Here is a 20,639-nt window from a genome sequence, read left to right as displayed (position 1 = left end):
CAAAGAACGTGGGTCTATTCCTTACGGACAAGACTCCTTTAAATGAATTGTTTAACAAAGCTGTTCCAACAGAAGTGACGGCGGATTGGCTATATCCTAGCCTTTTCAGCCCCGACGATTTCTAAACGGGACAGCAGTGCTGTCACATAATATTTCATGAAATCAGCAATCTTTTCTTTAACGTGTTTTGAGAGTTATACAAACAAAGCTTTGTTATTGAACCTCCTATCAGCTAAACAAATCATCCAATGTAAGAGAAGAAGCAAACAAGTCGGAATACTCATTGCTAACTAAATCTGTAGCTCCAATATAAGTCAGATGGAAAGTCAATGCCGGAAACATCTTCTCCAAAGTTTGTAAACGAGTACCCAAAACTTGTGCATACGACTTCGTGATAGTAAATGGAGACTTATAGAACTTCATCTCACAAACATTCACTACATCATCAGCACGTTCTATCAAAAGATCAATTTGCATACCATCATTTTCAATATCACCCTTCAACACCAAAGAAGACTCTTGGGTAGACACAGCACCAATATGAAGAGCATATTTTATCTGCGAAATATGCTGCAAACAAACCTCCTCGAAAGCAATGCCACGCCATGAGGCAATGTCGCTCTCCTTCAAATGCTGCTGCCAGTAGTCAGTTTGCTTTACTGCCTTCTTCTCCTTAAAATGAAGCCAGAACCAGCAAAAGGAATCGATAAGCTTGTAATACTCCTCTCGCTGACTGAAACCAAATGGAGTATATTTCACCACAAAATCACTGCCGATCAAGGCTTTCAGCATCTTGGTAAAATCACCATTCGGATTCAAACCGGTATGCTCTGCTATCTCCTTACGGGTGAAACCAGCATGGCGGGTACCCAAAAAACGAACAATCTTCATACAGTCTTCAGCATTATCAAACACAGAATTGAAGAGCCTGTCAAACTCATCCCCCAGCTTCGCCTGACGGTCAAAGAACAAGGCATCTATGTTCTGAGCCAGACTATAGGTTGGATTAAAGAAATTCATATAGAAAGGAATTCCCCCCATAATCATATAAGCCTGCGTAATATTATAACGGGACATCTTGATGCCACGACTCTGATAGAATTCCTCACATTCTTTCAAAGTAAACGGTGACAGTTTGATTTCTCCTGTCAAACGACCATATAATCCACCTTTATTACTGATTAGATTATCAAGCATCCAGGAGGTGGCAGAACCACAGACTACGAGCAAAAGATTATGGCGCATATTGCCCCAACCATTCCAGAAAGCCTCTAATGCGGTAAGAAAACCGGAACGTGCCGTATCCATCCAAGGCAACTCGTCGATAAATACCACCTGTCGGGAACCATTATCGCAAGTTTCCAAAAAACGTTCCAGCAAAAAGAAAGCCTCCATCCACGACTTAGGTTGCACAATATCCTCCATGCCATGGCGAAGAAGCGAGAAATAGAAATTCTGCAACTGGTCTTTCAAAGTTATCTTACGACGACGGTCGTAAGGCGACAATCCTGTATGATGAAACACCATATCATCATGAAACACCTCATCAATCAAGAATGTTTTACCAACACGGCGACGACCATACACAGCCACAAACTCAGCCCTACCACTTTCGTAGTAACGCTTCAATTCTGCTATTTCCTTTTTTCTACCTATTATTTCACACATAATCATACTCAATTAGATGCTGCAAATATACGACAAATTTCGGAAATAGCGAAAGAAAATAGCGCTTATTTCGCTACGAAACCGATTTTTTACCGTTAGTAGCGGAATAAACGCTATTTTAACTCTATTTTAACACTAAGCTAATATATCTTATTCCAGCGTCAGCCACCCATCTTCCGTCCAGTTGATTCGCTTCTGGACCAGGATGCTGGCGCCATTCTTGGCGATACTGTAACCATGGCAGAAGAAGAAATCACCATCAGGGAAGGAGTAGGCTGAACAATGGCCCATCGCCTCATATTCCTTCTTGTCACCTTCCAGCAGCAGGGTGCCACCACCCTCTCGCATATCCTTACCCGTCTTGTCCAGATAAGGACCGGAAACCTTCTTGCTTCTGCCTACGGCAACACGATAGGTACTCTTCATCCCCTGGCAGCAGTAATCCCAACTGACGAAGAGATAGTAATAACTACCATGCTTCATGATGAATGGAGCCTCGATGGCATTGGTGCCGGCATCCTTGGAAGTAGGATTGGTAGGCACATCAATCTGATTGAGTGCATAACGGCGGGCAATGGTCTGAGGCTTGGCGCCCTTCTTCACATGCATCGTCTTCTTGTCCAGCGGAATGAGCTGGATGCCATCCCAGAAAGACCCCCAGGTAAGCCAAGGCTTGCCCTTCTCATCTATCACGAAATTAGGATCGATGGCATTCCAATTCACTTTTCCACCCTTTGAGACAATGAGACAACCCTCGTCTTTCCAACCATCGGTATCGGCTAAAGAAACATTGCTGAGCAATCCGATGGCAGAGGTGTTCTTGCCGAAGGTAGAACAGGAATAAGCCATATACCACTTGTTCTTATACTTGATGACATCAGGTGCCCAGGTATGACTCTCATAACCCGGCACACTATCATGGGTCCAGGCAGGGAAAGCACCACGCGCCTCGTCTTTCAACACACCCTGCGGATTCAAGGTCCAATGCTTGCGGTCGGTAGAAGTCATCTGCGCAATGCCATGACCCGTGCAGTAGAGATAGTACTTGCCGTTCTCATAAGCCATCACGGGGTCGTGAACCATAGGAGTGTCTACCACGACAGGCTCCAGAGGAGCATTCTGTGCCATCATCTGGCAACCGCCTTTTACAGCAGGAGCAGCAATCATCATTGCTGCTCCCAATAGTATTTTAGATAAATTCATCTTCTTTGTATTATACCTTATTATAATATATAAGAGAATTACTTGTTCACAAACTTTCTTCCATTTACAATCACTACACCCTTGTAGCTCTTGTCCACCAGCTGACCTGCAAGATTGTACCACTTGCCGTCATTCTGCTTCTTCTGGATAATGATAGGAGCGATTCCGGTATCTACGAGGCTAGAGCCATCGATATAGGAACCCTCGTTTACGAAGAACAAGGTAATCTGGCTAGGTTTGCTGGCAATGGTGGTAGAGAACGAATAGTTGTATACCTTCTTGCTGGTAGTTGTGATTGTAGCAGTCATCTTGAAGGCTCCATTAGCGGCATACTCCACGTTCATGTCAACCAAAGACCCGTTCATATCATCCTTGAAGGTTTCCCAAACGTAATTGCTTACACAGCCAGTGTTAGAAGCAGTAGTGTTGTTCCAATTATCGCAACGGATACCGAAATACTCGGCATAGCCAGTAGCACCATGTGTCACGTTGGCACCATACAAAGCCCAGTTGCACCAGTTATTAGCAGCATTACTATAGTTATAGAACTTAAACTGAGCCTTCTTACCAGCCTGCAACTTATAATCTGCCGAGAAGTTGGTCCACCAAGCAGAAGTTGTATTCTTCAGTGCAGACACTGGATAATATACCGGAGTTGTTTCCTCAGCCTCAGCATCGATATTCAGGGAATAATCCTTCACATACTCATACTCATCCTTGCTGATGGTCATGGTCATGGTTACCTTGCCCTTTCCCTTCACCTTGCCTTCATCGGTCAGGATAGAGGTATCGCTTGACTTCCATGAAATATTCGCACCCATCTTGCCCTGAACTGGCAGAGAAGGAGCCGCATTCAGAGTGGCACCGTCAGAGAATGGCAATGTCATCTTGCTGAGGGTGTACTTAATGGCTGCCTTGGCATCTGCCTTTACAGCCCAAACCTCCTGCTGATAGGTGAAGTTGTTCTGTCCCAGTGCCACGCTACCGCTTGATGAAGAGAGAGCAGAGATGGCGATGGCTGGGATATTGGTATAGTCGATGGTCTGCTTAACCAGTACGCCACGATATACGACATCATTGATAGTCAGGTGGATGTAATCAGTACCAGCCGTACGCTTCCAGGTTCCCTTCTCGGCACCAGTGATGGTTCCATCGGCATTGAGAGTAATGTTCACAGGAGTCTCGAAAGCCTTTGCCTTGGTGTTCTGACCATACTGATGACGCATGAACTGATAGTCGCCTGCAATGTCAGCATCTGCGATAGATGCCTTGGAAGCGATAGCTGCATCGGTGATGGTCTCGCCGTCAAACTCGAATGGAGCTGCCATCAACCACCCCTCGTCATTGAGGAAGAGCTGATGAACACGAACCTGATGACCCTCGCCACCATTGCTGAAACGGGTGTGGTAAACCACGAAAGAACGGTTCTGCTTGTCTACAAACGCAGAGTTGTGACCCTGTGCTATTTCAGCACCGCTCATTGCATCCCACTGGTAACCGCCAAAGAGCAATACGCCACGGTTGTCTTCTGTGGCAGAACTATAGTTCATCTTATAACTCTTGAAGAGTGCCGATGTGCCATAGCAATCCTTGTAAGGTCCATCTGGATACTCAGAACGGAAGATGCGCATCTGGTAACCGCCATCGCTGGTCAAGCCACCATAGCTCATGAAGAGGAAGTAGTACTTGCCTATCTTCTGAATATAGCTTGCCTCACCCGATACGTAATATCCACCAGCAATCTTCTTGCCGAAGTAAGGATCGCTGGTACAGTTGGCACTGGCAGCACCCGGAGTGGTGACCTTGCCATTCACCTCGTAAGGGAAGGTATAGGTATAGTCGCGGAGACCGTTGGTCTTATCCAACTTAATCATAAAGATACCACCCGACCAGGAGCCGTAGCTCATCCAGAGGTTGTCGTTATCATCATAGAAGACGCATGGGTCGATACAGTTTGGCCAATAGGTTCCCCATTTATCGCCCACCTTATAACGGGAAGGAAGAGCGGTTTCGCCTGTGGCAATGGCAAAGTCGGTATGTTTCCAGTCATCCGCAGCAGCGTATGAATTGTGAGCGTATGTGCCCTGGAAACCGGAGAAAACTACTGGTCCCTGATAAGTCCAAGATCCTTCGATATTATCTGAAACAAAGCATACGATGGAAGAGCACCAGTGGTCTCCATTCAGACTCATATACATACACCATTTCTTCATGGTCTTGTTGTATACGATGTCTGGTGCCCACTGATTGCCCTTCACATTATAGCCTTTATACTGCCAGCCGTGGGCATTGAAGTTGCCGAACTTCACCTTCTCACCCTTGCTGTTCTTCACTTCGGTGACAACATGCGACTGATAGGCAATGGAATAATTAACCAATGTGCCCTGCTTGTTGGCAAAGAGACTGTTCACATTGCCGGCAGCTTCCTCGCCCGCCTTGAACGGAGTCCATTCCTGGTAGTTGCTTGCCGCAGTGGTCTTGCCTCTACCCAGATGAGAACCATATATATAATAGGTAGGCGAGTTAGGGTTGGTGATGTCGTCCACCACGATAGACGGGTCGTGGCAAACCACACGCTTATTATATGCTCTCGACGTATAAGCATTCGTCAGGTCGTTGTCGCTGACCTGTGTCTGGGCAGTTGCACCGATGGCAGCAAGCCCCAACATAGAGAGTAATAATTTCTTCATAACTTGATTGAGTTAAATTATTGATTTGTAAAAAGAAAACCAAGACTTCTGATATCATGCAAAAAGGCAGACCTATGTGGAAATGTGTTTTCACATAGGCCATGCCTTATCATATTATTTCAAAAATCTCTTATCTGCGATGAGCACGTGTATAGTGCTTGCGGGCAGCAAATGATGAATTTGCGAAAGGAAGGTCGAATACGAGATGAGCCTTCTCTATCGTGAGCTTGAACGCCAGATCATTGGCATCGATGTTGTTGATGCCATTATAGGTCTGGGTGTAGGTTACACCATTGTTGCCTATCATGGTTGCCTTGATGTTGGCTGTACCATTACCTACATTGGTTACAGAGAGCTGAACCTTGGCACCATCCATGGCTGTAAGCCAAGCACCCCAGTCTTCCCATGAGCAGGCATGAGTACATGCATCATATCCAGTACCCCAACCGTAGTTGTCGGCACGAACTGCAGCATACTCCTTATCGTTTGCCTTGTTGACAAGAACTGCTACGAAGTTATGCCAGTTAGAACCACCAGCTGTGTAGTTGACGAACTGAGTAGAAACGGTCTTGCCTGCAGGAACATCAAACACATTGGAGAGAGCTCCGAAGAAAGCAGAAGTATTGTCCTCATTACCGATGACGGTATCAAACTCGAGGTGAGCCTTCTCAAGAGAGAGCTTGACGAAGAAGTCGTTAGGATCTACGCCAGAGATTCCAGTGTAGCCCATGTGATACTTATGTCCATTGGCTGCCAGGATATCGTACTTGATATCAACAGTGCCATCACCATTGTTGGTTGTATAGAGGGTAACCTTGGCGCCATCCATGTCAGCGAGCCATGTAGCCCAATTTTCAGGAGCACCGAATGGAGTTGCCTTGCCGTCATAAGCAGCACCCCAACCGAAGCAGTCGGCACGGGTAACACCGTATTCTGTTCCAGCACCGTTTACCATTACAACGAGGAAGTTTTCCCAGTTATTACCACCATTGGTATAGTTGGTAAACTGCATCACCTGAGTCTCATGAGGAGCTACCTTTACTGGATCTGACAGAACACCGAAGAATGGAGTTGAGTTGTCGGTAGCACCCAGGCTGTTGAACATCTTGTCAACAACGCTGAACTGAGCCTGACCTGTGATAGGAGAACTGCAGTTCTCGTTCTTGAATGTCTTGTTGTAGATAGCAACGAGTGTCTTCACACCTACCTGATCCATGTTAGGAACAGCCACAAATCCGAGTTCAGCAGCAGGAACCTCCTTGGTGATACCAGTCTCGAATGTGATGGTAGCAGAAACGTTGGCCATTGCATCCTCAAGAGATGTACCTACCATTACCTTCTTAGGAACAGAGTGCAACTCCATAGAAAGAGGCTGCTTATCCTCTGCAGAAGTGAAACCACCGATTGGCTCGAGGTTAGACTGGAGGAAGTTGATGTAAGAACCTTCCGGTACAAGGAATGCACGGATGTTGGTATCGCTTGCATCCGGATTGAGATTTGGGAGAGGGGTAGCCTGCTTGTATGTCTTGGTTACAGTTCCGTTGGTAATCTTTACGCTGAAGGCATTAGGATCAGAACGGTCTACAGTAAGAATCACAGTACCACCAAGCTTCTGTACGCCTTCATCGGTATCAGTATCAAAAGTAAGAGTACTTACTACACCACTTCTGTCGATATAATCACCCCACTCAGAGTTACCGCTTGGCTGATTATCGAAACGGATAGCTCCATACTCCTTATAGTTAGCGCCACCACGATCATCATCACTAGCAAGGATGAGGGCGAAGTTCTTGTAGGTATTAGGAGCCGATGGGTTGATGTTCAGATTGAACACAGCATTCCAGGTCTTGCCATCAGGAATGACATAGTACTTGGAGAAGGCTGTCCACCAACCTGTAGAATAGTCAGTAGCACCGACTGTATAAACATCCTCTTCACCTTCTGGCAATGCATTGTCATTGCCCTTAGCGGCATTGATGGAGTCTATCTTTTCTGAAATCCAATCAGGAGAGTTAACACTGAACATGTCACTTCCCTCGCATCCAGTCATCGCTGTCAATGCCATTGCAGCTACGCAGAAGACAGATGCTAATTTATTTAGGTGTTTCATATTGTATTCTATATTATAAATATGTGAATTATTTAGTTTTATCTCATGAGGCAGGTAATCCTGCCCCTTGAGATAATGAATATTGTTACTTGCTCAAGTCTACTACAGGATGAACTGTCCAACCTCTGCCGAAGAAATCAGATGAGTTATCCGTATTCGTATTAGCTGAGTTACCTGTCAGGTTAGGGTTATCATTCAACAAGCCCTGATAGATAGGCAGGAACTCATGACCTGGTACGTATGTATCGTAAGAGCTCTTCACCTCTGAATCAACACCTACCAAAGAGTAGCTTACCGGCTCCTTTGCCTTGTATGGAGAACGGCGGAAGGTTCCGTGCTCCTTCAACTGAGCCAAACGACCCTGATCATAGAAGAATCCCCAACGGATCAGGTCGTAACCACGACCGTACTCGCAACCGAACTCCTTAGGACGCTCTACATTGGCAATCTGCTCGAAGAGCTTATCCTTGCTATTGAAGTCTGAAAGCTTCAAGTCCTTCAGGTTGGCACGCTCACGAACCTGGTTAATCCAGTCGATTGCCTGCTGTGTAGGACCGTTCACCTCGTTCTCGCACTCTGCTGCACGGAGCAAAACGTCTGAGTAACGCATCATACGGAGGTTGATACCGCAATGAAGACCGGTTGTCACCTTATCATAAAGGTTGGTACGGAAATTGGTCCACTTAGCGATAGGAAGACCACCATAGTTGTTGTTGGTTATGATGGTATCAGAAGCTGTCATCTCGGTCTTGTAAGCTACGTTACCATTCTCAAAACCAACCCAGTCTGTCTCGTATGTACCGATGGTCCAGTAAAGACGTGGATCCAACTTACCTTCCTTGGTACGCTCCTGCTTGAAGAGGTTGTACAACCATGGAGAAGCTGAGAGGTCAGCCCATCCACCGAATCTACCTGGAGCGAAGTTAGACTCAATGGCATGTCCCTGTGTAGCGTTAGGGCTTGTATTGACTGGAGTCCACTCATCATCCACACCCTGTGAACCGTAGTCGAGATACTGAATCTCGAAGAGGCTCTCATCATTGTTCTCATAAGCAGAACCCTCACGGAAGTTGTCGCCATAGTTAGCCACCAGCTTGTAAGAACCATACTTCTTGTTCATGATGTCCTTGAGTACGGCAAGAGCTTCGCTGTACTTATGACGCTGCATCAGAGTGCGGGCATAGTAACCGGCAGCAGCACCGCAGGTTGCACGACCCTTAGCCCACTGACCACCTGCATCGCGAGATGGGAGGAGAGTCATAGCCTCAGCAAAATCCTGCTCTACCTGATCGAGTACCTCGTCGTAGGTACTGTTCTTGCCATAGAGACCATCCAGAGAAGAATAGTTGGCGTAATCAGTAATCAAAGTAGGATTCTGATAGTATCCTGCCAATGTATAGTAAGAATAACCACGAAGGAAGAGAGCCTGTCCCTTGATCTTCTTCATGGTCTCTGAGAGCGAAGCATCATCGCCTGTGGTACGTGAGAGGATGAAGTTACATACATTAATAGTATAGTAAGCCTCACGCCAAGGCCAGAATGAGATTTCGTCTGTTACTGGGTCGTTCATGTCGTCGAATGGCATATACCATACCTGTGATGAGTTCCAAACCTCATCGCCACGTGTTACATCAAGGGTATAGCCTACACGAGCAGAAGAACCTTCCATACGGATATGGTTGTATGCTGCGATAACGCACTCCTCCAAATCATCTGCATTGAAACCGAAGGTTCCGGTGGTCTGCTGGTTTGGATTTGTTACCTCCAACTTGTCCTCACATGATGTAGTTGCCATTGCACCGAGGCCAAGGAAGAGAGCTAATGATAATTTATATAGTTTCATATCAAATGTTCTTTTAAATAATGATTCTTATACTTGTCTATTCTCATTATTAGAATGTGAAGTGGAGACCACACATGAATGTTCTTGCACTTGGGAAAGAGCAGAAGTTGTAACCTGGGGTAAAGGTACCGCCAGCATAGTCTACATTATATCCATGATAGCCTGTGAAGGTGTAGAGGTTCTGTGCTGATACATAGAGACGTACACCATTTACATATCCACCAAACCACTTGTCTGGGAAGTTGTAGCCCAACTCTACGTTGGCTATCTTCCAGTAAGCAGCATTCTGAATCTTGCGAGAGCTGAAGAGGTCGTTCCATGCCAAGGTAGCGTTGTTGGCTGCATAGGTGCGTGGAACACTAGAGAGGTAGGTAGAACCATCCTCTGACCAGCGGTTGGCATCCAGCATGCCTACTTCCTTGTTGCCATAACCGTAGCAAGAGTTCAAACTGTTATAGATATCATCTGATACGTGATAATTCAATACTCCGTATGTAGAGATGTTGAGGTCGAAACCCTTATACTCCAAGTGAGTGCTCAAACCGAAGTTTACCTTTGGAAGACCACTGCCCAATACGGTCTGGTCGTAAGCATCGATTACGCCATCAGGACTTCCGTCAGGACCTGAGATATCCTCATAGAGGCAGTCACCGACATTGGCACCCTGCTGAACAGCATTGTTGTCCAAGTCTTCCTGGGTACGGGCGATTCCCTTGTAAACCCAACCATAGAACTTACCAATCTCCTGACCTACGTAAGTAGCGTATGCACCCGCAATGTATGAATCCTTACCGATACCCAGAGAGGTTACCTTGTTCTTCAGGGTACTTACGTTGGCGCTGATATCATACTTGAGGGCATGATCGCGGTTGCGGTAGGTAGCGCTGAACTCGAAGCCACTGTTCTCCATAGAGGCAGCGTTCATGGTTACAGAGGTGTTGGATACACCGGTCTGTGCTGGCACAGGAACTGAGTAAAGCAGGTCTTCTGACTTGTTCTTATACCACTCGGCAGTGAACTCCAAACGGTTGTTGAACATTGCCAGGTCGATACCCACGTTGGTGGTCTTCTTCTTCTCCCAGGCGATATCGTTGTTCACGAAGGTAGAAACGGCAGAACCGGTTACAGGACTGTTGCCAAAGCTGTAAGTCATGTTGTTACGGTTCATGGTAGCCATATACTGGTACTCACCGATGTTCTCGTTACCTAGCTCACCATAGCTGGCACGAATCTTGAACATGTTAACGATGTCGCGGCTGATAGGGAAGAACTTCTCCTTATCGAAACGCCAACCCAAAGATACAGATGGGAAGGTTGCCCAACGGATGTTCTTGCTCAAGCGAGAGCTACCATCACGACGTACTACTGCAGAAAGCAGGTACTTCTCATCATAGTTGTAGTTCAAACGACCTACGTATGATGCCAGGCTATGCTTGAACTCGTATGACTCTGAGTAAGTGTTCTTGGCGTTCTGGAGCTGGAGGAAGTATGGCTCTGTGAAGTTGATACCCCAACCAGTAAGGAGGTTGGTATTTTCCTCCTCGTATGTCATACCGGCGAGCAGGTTGATGTTGTGCTTGCCGATTGTTCCATTGTAGGTAATGGTATTCTCAACCAAAGCATCGCTGTAGTTGCGTGAACCCTTGGTGAGGCGCTCATTCTCCTTGGCGAGATATACACGGTTGCTCTGAATCCAGGAAGGAATCCAGGTCTTATCCTTAGCCTCTGTCTTGCTGTAAGAGAGGTTTACATTATAGTGAAGACCATGATTCTTGCTCTTGATGCCTACCATACCCAACAGGTCAACATCAGCAGAAGCTGTACCTACGAAGCGGTCAACCAATGTATTGCGCTGCAACATATTGTTAACCAACAACGGGTTAGAAGCAGAGATATCACCATGTACGCCATCATAGTAAACACCATAACCGTAAGCATCGTAGCGATAACCGTTGGCTGCACCCACCTTGTCATCGAGAACCCATGTAGAGTTATCGTAAGCCTTGATGGTAGGCTGCATCAGAAGTGTACCACGGAGCACGTTGGTTACATCACCGTAAAGACCCTGGACATACTCTGAGGCATTGGAAAGACCCATGTTGTCCTGGTTAGAGTGAGAGTAAACCATGCTGGTACGGAACTTCACGAACTTGGTGTCCATAGTGTTGTTGACACGGGCAGTATAACGCTCGTAGTTAGGGCCTGCACCTTCCAAGGTACCCTTCTGGTTATAGTAGTCGAGAGATACATTATAAGTACTGTGAGAGCTACCACCGCTGAGGGCTACGTTGTGGTTCTGGCGGATACCGGTCTTGAATACCTCGTCAAACCAATCTGTGTTGGTTTCGTCCTGGAAATGATACATTCCATCCTCGCCCATCTTGTAACCGCCAGGCAGAGGAGTGTTGGAATTCTTGCAAGCCTGACCCAGGTAGTTGCTATACTGGTCAGCGTTCATTACATCATATACATCGCCAGGAATCTGGTCAACACCAAAATAACCAGAGTAGTTCACCTTCAGAGGCTGGTCTTTCTTACCATTCTTGGTAGTGATGATAACGACACCATTGGCAGCACGAGAACCGTAGATGGCACCCGCAGAAGCATCCTTCAGAATCTGGATGGTCTCGATATCATTAGGAGAGAAGTCACGGATAGTGGTACCCATTGGCACACCGTCGATGACATAAAGAGGAGCTGTGCTACCGAAAGAACCGATACCACGAATTCTCACACTAGGATCTGCACCAGGCTGACCGTCTGATGTAATCTGTACACCGGCAACCTTACCCTCAAGCATGGTAGAGATGTTGGAATTAGATACCTTCTTCATCTCCTCAGCATTGACGATAGATACGGAACCGGTAAGGTCTGCCTTCTTCTGGGTACCATAACCTACGACAACAACCTGGTCGAGTACATGGTCATCAGAAGAGAGCTGGATAGCATCAATAATGGCACGACCGCGTACTGCAATCTCACGCTCCTTGTAGCCAAGATAGCTTACAAAAAGAGTGGCGTTCGCCTTCACACGGATTTCAAAATTACCATCCAAGTCGGTAACTGCACCAGTCTTGGCATCCTTAGTCTTGACTGTTGCACCAATCAGAGGTTCACCCTGATCATCTACAACTTGTCCCTTGACTGTAATCACCTGGTCCTGTGCAACAGCAGCCATTGAGGGCATTGGGGCAACAAAAGAAGCGCCACCAACAGCACCAAGGCATAGCATCATAGAGAATAATTGTTTCCTCATTGCTTATCAATTTTTAGGTTTGTATTTTTGTTTATTCTAATTTTCTATAGTTTGTAGTTGCTTTCGTCCGTTTACTCTTTTTATGGGTTGCGGATGGAAGTTAGTAGTGCAGGGCAAAGCCATACACATCACAAATTTTCGGTGGCAAAAGTACAATTAATCAGTATATATAGGGTGGACAAATGAAAATTATAGGTGGACAAAACGCATAAACGGCTTGTTTTTAGTAGTTTTACGTAGTTATCCACCCTCTGTGTACCCACACATACAAAAATAGGAATCACTTGACCTATATCAAGCGATTCCTATTTTCTGTGGTTCTATTCTCAAATTTACTGATTTGATTTTTGCTCTCTATCCGGTTTCTCGTCTGCCATCTTCTCCACTTTTTCATCTTCCCGGGCGTCCCTGAAAGATGTAGGTGAAACTCCATACTGCTTGGTAAAACAGCGGGTGAAATACTTCGGATCATTGAAACCTACCCTATAGGCTATCTCGGTAATGTTGCGATTGGCACCATTATCAACTATCATCCTCTTGGCAATATCCAGACGATAGTTACGAATGAACTGAGCCGTTGGCAAGCCCGTTTCTGCAGTCAACTTCTTGCTCAGTACGCTTCGGTTCAAGCCCATAGCATCAGAAAGTTCCTGAACTCCAAACTCGGAATTATCATAATTCTTCTCCATCACCTCCATGACACTTTCCATGAACGGATGCGTATTCTCTACGACCTGCTTCTTATCAGCTTCGATACTCTTCTTCTGACTTTCCTGATAACGCTGCTGATTTCGCAGAATCATCTGGATGCGACTCTGGAGCTTCTCCGGTTCATCACTGTCCTTGAGCGCAGCTTCGATAGGACGATACAGCGCCTCTACCTCCCGTTCACGCATCACATTAAGTCGACGTATATAGATATACTGTACCAAAGCGATGATGCCTATTACTAGAATGGTAATAAACCACCAGCTCTTCCAGAAATAAGGAGTAATCTGAACTTCTACAGAGATCACCTGCTCCTTGTCGGAATTGATAGATGGGGTATATTTCACCTCAAACTTATAGTCTCCAGCTGGCAGAGTGGAATAACGCACACTATGCTGACCAGCCTTGAGTTGAACCCACTCATTCTCGTATCCCTTCATGCGATAAAGGTACACGCCCTGTGTCTCGCAGCCATAATTGAGTGCTGAGAAAAAGAGGGTGAACGACTTATCACTCTCATGGATACGCAACTTTCTGGCAATAGAAATGTCTTCTTTCAGATAATCGCTGCCGGCAAAGACAGGCTGGTTATCTACCAGAAGTTCGGTAAAGCACAACTTACCCGTCTGATGCACAGAACGGTTTATGCCCTTTACAGCCATCATACCCGCATCGGTGCCCAGGAATATTTCGCCCTTGGCATTGCGGATGGCACCATTGAAATAGAACTGCGAACTGATCAGACCATCTTCACGGGAGAAACTGCAGAATGCCTCGGTCTTCGGATTGAAGATAGAGAGTCCGTTATCGGTAGCTATCCACAACATACCCTGATTATCCTCTACAATACCCTTCACGATATTGTTGGCAAGTCCGTTATTGGTGGTATACGACTTCACTTGAGTCTTTCCGTTTTTATCGCTGGTATAGCAATACAGACCGTAGCCGTTACTGCCCATCCATATCTTTCCATCCTTAGCCTGGCAGAAAGACAATATCTTATCGAAGACTCCACTCTTCGGATTGTCGAGTTTATACTGATGATACGTCACAGCGAAATCGCCCTTGCCATGAGGACGCGACTTGAGGTCGACCTCTACCATTCCCCGCACACAACCCATCAGGAGTTTGCCCTTTCGGGTTATCAGAGAACCAATGCAGCCGCGCACATTCTGGCATCCCCTGAAAGGTTCGATGAGTTGGCGGCGCTTCATATCATAGAAGAAGAGACCATCATTGGTTCCGAGCCACATACCATCATTGATAGGATCGTAAGCCAAGGAACCGGCAAAGTTAAGTAAATGCTGATGCTTAGCATCTATCACCAGAGGAATAATCTTGCCCGGCTGACTGAGATTCATCACAGCAAAGCCCCTTCCCCAGGTACCAATCCAGAGCTGATTGCGGTTATCGGCTGCAAGAACCGAGACGGTATTATGCGGCAAACCGGAATTTGCCACCGTATAATGAACAAAGTTCATGCTGCCTGGAGTCAAGGCATTGAGACCTCCCTCTACAGTTCCTACCCACAGGGTTCCGTCGGCTGCCGCATACATGGCATTGACTGCGTTGGGAGAGATGCTGCCTGGGTTGGCGGGGTCGTGACGGTAGAATTCCAAATTCAGCTGACGTGGAGCCAGCTTGATAACACCACCTGTCTCGGAACCTACCCATATCTGTCCGTTCTTAGAGAAAAGACTGTTGATAAAGTTGCTGCTCAGCGGATTCACAGCCGTAGCAGTGTTCCAATGTTCTATCTCTCCGGTATTATCATTGAAGATATCTACGCCACAGAGCGTTCCTACCAGAAGTTTGTCATCTGGAGAAACGGCAAGGCTCGTCACTACTTCGTGCTGGAGCGAATGGTCGGTAGCAGAGCAATGGAATTCCTGCTTTGCACTATTAAACAATCCGCGATTCGTACCCATCCATATCTTGCCATGATATGAGATGATGGCACAGGCATACCAGCCTTCGAGCGGAGGAAACAGGGATGAGATATTCTTTGTTACGAGCTGATTGTTCTTCACAGAAAACTCGCTCACCACTCCTTTGTTGCATAATACAACCGTTCCTCTGCGATAGACATCACAGATTCCGAGGTCGGGAGCATTATAAGGATAGGATGTAGACAAGACGCTGTTCACCTCGCCCTTTTCGTTAAAGCCGAAACGGGTAAGCTGGTTGAAAGAAAGCATCCATATATTGCCCTTTGCATCACAATATGTTCGGGTGCAAAAGTTCTTGAATACTTTGTTGAGTTGTGCCTCGACCAGGCTGTTCTCACAAGGTGGAACAACAGGCTGCATCGTTTTGAGGTCGAGCACCTGCGGACCTTCCTCGAAAGCTATCCAAAGGCGCTTGAAATGATCTTCATAGACATTGCGGCAGCTATTGCTTCGCAGACTGATACCGGATGAGCCCAGATTGAAGTTCATATAATTGAATCCGTCATAACGTACCAGTCCACCACCATGTGTACTGATCCAGACGAAGCCGTATGAATCCTGGAAAATATCATCCGCAAAATTATTAGGCATTCCTGCCGCCATATTGAGGTAGCTTACATTAAAGCGACTAGGAAGGCTGCCTTGCGCAAAACTGCTCAAGGTTATGAAAAAAATGCCTATTATGGAAAGAATGTATCTAATCACCATTTATTGCTCTTGTTGCTGATGCTTATCCTCCCATTTTGAATAGATTAAAGAACCAACAATAATTAAAGCCAGGAATATATACATTCCCAATAATCCGTAATCCATACTTATTTCTCCTGTCTTTTTCTATCAGACATATTAGAATAAATAACTAATCCTGTTGCGAACACAGCAAGGAAAATATACATTGCCAATAATCCATTACTCATTTTACTTCCCTTTCTTATTTTTATCTTTTCCTTTTTTAATTAAATAATATCCCAATGCAAACAATAGAACAGCCAATAAGACAGCACCAATAAATGACCACCAGGAATCATTATCTTTACCAAACATTTGCGATAAGATATAAGCAGTAATTATATACTTGGATATATCTAATAGCCATTTGCCTATTTCTTCATCCATTTTATTAAGTTTTTAACTCTCTGCTTGCAAAAGTACAAAGAATTATCGAAACAAAAGAATAAATACAAGAAAAAAGTGCCTATCAGTGTAAAATCACACCGTTAGGCACTTTCTTGAGTTTTTTCTAGAATTCAAGTATCATACTCTGGCGAGGACGGAGCTTCACGTTCTTGTTGATGAGAACGGTGCGACCATTCGTTACATCCGTAGCCTTCTCAGCATTGCCGATAATCTCTGCATAGCGGGAAACATTCAGTTCGTTGGCTTCCTTCTTGCCATTGATGATGGTCATCACGCTCTTTCCGTTGTACTGGCGGGCGATGACATACACACCCTTCTGAGGACAGAACTGGGTCTGCTTGCCCTTGGTAATGACCTCATTTCCCTGACGCCAATGCAACAGATTGCTGAGCCAGTTGAACATCTGGTTCTCTGCCTGTGTTCTTCCTTCGGCAGTAAAGGCATTGTGCTTGTCACCAGCCCAACCGCCAGGGAAGTCCTTGCGGACATTGCCATCGGTTACGCTCTTGGTACCATTCATCAACACCTCAGTTCCGTAATAGAGCTGCGGGGTGCGGTTTACGGTCAAGAGAAGTGCCAAGGCCTGCTTCAATGCCAGGGTATCCTTGCCTTCACCCAGGAAGCGGTCGGTATCGTGGTTCTCGACGAATGCCATCACGCTCTTTGGATTAGGATAGAGATAGTCGTAGCAGAACACATTGTAGATACGGTTCATACCGTTCCACCAGTCATCGGTCTCCTCGTTCTTCGCACTGTTGATACGGTCGAAGAAGGCGAAATCCATAACGGTTGGCAGATAGCTGTTCTTCTCTGACAACTTGCTGTCTTTCTGCCAAGCAGCGGTATAGGCTGGTTCGGTTACCCAGGTCTCACCCACGGTATTGAAGTGAGGATACTCTTCGCCAAGCACCTTCATCCAGTGTGCCATCGCATCACGGTCGGCGTATGGATAGGTATCCATGCGGATACCGTCGATACCTACAGTCTCTATCCACCACTCGCTGTTCTGAATGAGATATTTGATGACGTGCGGATTGCGCTGGTTCAAATCCGGCATAGATGGAACAAACCATCCATCCACGGTTTCTGTGAGATCAACCTTGCTGGCGTATGGGTCGAGTACAGGAGTCAGCTTATAATTGGTCTGGAGATACTTGTCATTTACCTTGGCAGCACCATCCATGGTTCCGATATTCTTCTGATGCTCTGGAGTCTGGTTTTCAGGAGCAAGCCACTCCGGAGTATTGAACCAATCCTTTGTTGGCATATCGGCTACCCAAGGATGATCGAAACCGCAGTGGTTGAAAATCATATCCATCACAATCTTCAGACCCTTCTTGTGAGCCTCATCAATGAGTTGCTTATACTCTGCATTGGTTCCGAAGCGTGGATCCACACGATAGTAGTTGGTGGTGGCATAACCATGATAGGTACTGTTCTTGCCATCATTAGGACTGTCGTTCTCCAAAACCGGAGTAAACCACAGGGCAGTTACGCCCAACTGGCTGAAATAATCCAGGTGCTGGCGGATTCCCTCCAGGTCGCCACCATGACGAAGACTAGGTGCCGTGCGGTCGCAGGTCTTGTCACGCATGTTCTTGAATGCATCGTTCTTCAGATTTCCATTGGCAAAACGGTCAGGCATCAGCATGTAGAGCACATCCTCGTTAGAGAAGCCGATGCGCTTGTCTCCCGCCATCTCACGGTTCTTCAACACATACTTCACCTTCTTCGACTGCTTGCCCTGCTTGAAGTTGAGCGTCATCTCTCCTGCCTTGGCACCATCGAGATTGAGATACACCAGCAGGTAGTTAGGAGAATCGAGGCGGGCGATGCTATCCACCTTCACACCCGGATAATCCACCGTAACATCGGCATTCTTGATATCCTTTCCATACACCATCAGCTGGAGCGAGGCATCCTTCATGCCCACATACCAGTCGGTTGGTTCAATGCGGCTTACGTTGACCGCTGCGTTCATACTTATTGCGCTACCCATAAGCAATAATGAAGCTATTATCTTTTTCATAATTTACACCTTATTATATATATAGACTATTTCTGATAAAGAATCAAGGCAGACTGAGGGGCGACCTCTACTTCCTTGCCGGAGATAAAGCCCAGGCCTTCCTCGTTGATGACTCCGTTGCAGCAAGCCACGGTATAGTTGCCTTCAGGAATCTGCATCTTCTTAGTCTGCTTGTTGAAATTATAGATGACTACGATATGCTTCCAGGAATCAATACCTTCCAGGTTCTTGAGCTGGAAACCTACGAGACAGCTCTGTTCCTTGCCGTTGGCATCCTGATTAGACAAAAACTCCAGATGCTCACGTACCTTATCGCCTGTAGAAAGACGGAAGGCTGGATGGTTCTTGCGGAGCTGAATCAGATTCTTATAGAAGGTGAATGCCTGTGGATACTTCTGCAGATTGGTCCAGGTAAACTGGTTGATGCTGTCTGGTGAATTGAAACTGTTGTGCACACCCTTCTTGCCGCGAAGCATCTCCTCGCCGGCAAGGATAAAAGGTACACCCTGGGAAGTGAAGACGCAGGTCTGTGCAAGCTGGTCGATGCGAAGCAACTCGGCAATACGCATCTCCTCCGGGATATTCTTATCTGTCAGGGATGGGATACTTGCCTTCAATCTATCTACCAGACACATATCGTCGTGGCAGCTTACATAACTGATCTGCTCGGTTGGGTTGTTGGTCCAAGGCTTCTTGTCATAGTTCACCTTGTTCATATCCACCTGCGGATGAGCGATGCCACCCACGATACCGAACTTCAGACTCTCCTCCTGTCCAGGAAGACCAGCCAGGAGCGCACCCTTATGGTCATCAGAGAAAGGACCACGAAGGGCATCACGCATATCATCGCTGAAGGCACCGATACCGTTGAGCTGGTGGGTATTCGCCTTCATGGCAAGTTTCTCCGTAGGATAAGCACAGCTGCCTGCGCTCCATCCCTCACCATAGATATAGATGCTAGGATCAATACGGTTCACCATCTCACGGATAGCCTGCATGGTCTCGATATCATGCACACCCATCAGGTCAAAACGGAAACCGTCGATATGATATTCATCTATCCAATACTTCACGCTCTCCAGCATAAACTGGCGCATCAAAGCCTTTTCTGAAGCAGTCTCGTTTCCACAGCCGGAACCGTCAGAGTACTTGCCATCCTTGGTCTTGCGATAATAATAATCAGGATAAGTACGCTGGAAGTTGCTGCCGTTGATATCGAAAGTATGGTTGTATACGGCATCAAAAATCACTCGGATGCCTGCCTTGTGAAGCGCCATCACCATCTCCTTGAACTCCTTGATGCGGGTTCCCGGAGAATATGGGTCGGTACTGTAACTGCCTTCCGGCACATTATAATTCTTTGGATCATAACCCCAGTTGAACTGTGGCTTATTGAGCTGGGTCTCATCTACTGATGCGTAATCAAATACCGGCTGGAAATGGATGGCATTGATGCCGAGGTTCTTGAGATATTCGATGGCACCAGGCTCTGTGAGGGCAAGATACTTGCCCTTATACTTCAAATCAGATGTAGGAGAAATGGAGAAATCACGTACGTGGAGCTCGTAAATGACGAGATCGGCTGGTGATTTCAAGGCAGGACGCACATCCTTATCCCATCCAGACGGATCGGTATCGTACAAATCAACGATGGCGCCACGATTTCCGTTCACGCCTACTGCTTTGGCAAATGTACCCGGAGTTTCCCCCTTACCGATATCAAAGGTATAGAACTTTCCCTTGAGGTCGCCCTTCACGGTAGCCTCCCATCGCTCATCACCCATCTTCTTCATTTTCAACGTCTTATAAGCCTTCCCCTTTTGTCCGTCCTTATAAAGACGGATGGTAACAGAAGACTTTCCGGCTGTAGGGGCATTGAGTACAAACATGGTTTTCTCCTTGGAATACATCATCTCATTAAATGTCTGCTGGGCATTCAATGAAGTTGGTAATATCGATGCTGTCAGTGCTGCAATTATTAGTTTTTGGACTTTCATATTGTTAAGTTGCTATTATACAGGACATTAAAGTGAATAAAACTAGAAT

At 46.3% G+C, this 20,639-nt stretch carries 9 protein-coding genes and 1 pseudogene; all 10 read right to left on the bottom strand.

Features of this window, described 5'->3' with window-relative positions; genetic code table 11:
• Positions 1-228 precede the first annotated feature (228 nt).
• Positions 229-1,668, bottom strand: coding sequence for an AAA family ATPase (locus ACTQ53_RS09245; RefSeq protein ID WP_441932794.1), 1,440 nt, complete (start codon positions 1,666-1,668; stop codon positions 229-231).
• A gap of 150 nt (positions 1,669-1,818) precedes the next feature.
• Positions 1,819-2,799 (bottom strand): family 43 glycosylhydrolase, encoded by a 981-nt coding sequence (locus ACTQ53_RS09240; RefSeq protein WP_294968572.1) that lies wholly within the window; start codon positions 2,797-2,799, stop codon positions 1,819-1,821.
• A 110-nt stretch (positions 2,800-2,909) separates the two neighbouring features.
• Positions 2,910-5,561, bottom strand: a complete 2,652-nt coding sequence (locus ACTQ53_RS09235; protein WP_441932793.1) for a lipocalin-like domain-containing protein — start codon at positions 5,559-5,561, stop codon at positions 2,910-2,912.
• A gap of 667 nt (positions 5,562-6,228) precedes the next feature.
• Positions 6,229-7,671: pseudogene (locus ACTQ53_RS09230) on the bottom strand (hypothetical protein); the annotation flags it as partial.
• 85 nt (positions 7,672-7,756) lie between these two features.
• Positions 7,757-9,514 carry a RagB/SusD family nutrient uptake outer membrane protein gene (locus ACTQ53_RS09225; protein ID WP_235304503.1) on the bottom strand — a complete coding sequence of 586 codons (1,758 nt, stop codon included), beginning with the start codon at positions 9,512-9,514 and terminating at the stop codon, positions 7,757-7,759.
• A 49-nt stretch (positions 9,515-9,563) separates the two neighbouring features.
• Complete coding sequence (locus tag ACTQ53_RS09220) at positions 9,564-12,770, bottom strand: SusC/RagA family TonB-linked outer membrane protein (protein ID WP_441932792.1); 3,207 nt, start codon at positions 12,768-12,770, stop codon at positions 9,564-9,566.
• A gap of 332 nt (positions 12,771-13,102) precedes the next feature.
• The gene (locus ACTQ53_RS09215; protein ID WP_441932791.1) at positions 13,103-16,030 is read right to left on the bottom strand and encodes a ligand-binding sensor domain-containing protein; all 2,928 of its coding nucleotides are present in this window, start codon (positions 16,028-16,030) and stop codon (positions 13,103-13,105) included.
• Between the two features lie 315 nt (positions 16,031-16,345).
• Positions 16,346-16,543: a DUF6722 family protein gene (locus ACTQ53_RS09210; protein ID WP_118066256.1), complete on the bottom strand. Its 198-nt coding sequence runs from the start codon at positions 16,541-16,543 to the stop codon at positions 16,346-16,348.
• 124 nt (positions 16,544-16,667) lie between these two features.
• Positions 16,668-18,593: a glycoside hydrolase family 13 protein gene (locus tag ACTQ53_RS09205; RefSeq protein WP_294968529.1), complete on the bottom strand. Its 1,926-nt coding sequence runs from the start codon at positions 18,591-18,593 to the stop codon at positions 16,668-16,670.
• 26 nt (positions 18,594-18,619) lie between these two features.
• Complete coding sequence (gene pulA, locus ACTQ53_RS09200; protein WP_441932790.1) at positions 18,620-20,590, bottom strand: type I pullulanase; 1,971 nt, start codon at positions 20,588-20,590, stop codon at positions 18,620-18,622.
• Between the last annotated feature and the right edge of the window lie 49 nt (positions 20,591-20,639).

It is taken from the genome of Prevotella sp. Sow4_E9_plate (genome assembly GCF_052116205.1).
In the GTDB taxonomy this organism is placed as follows: domain Bacteria; phylum Bacteroidota; class Bacteroidia; order Bacteroidales; family Bacteroidaceae; genus Prevotella.
Note: the sequence above shows the minus strand (reverse complement) of the source record. Positions and strands in the feature narration are given on the sequence as shown.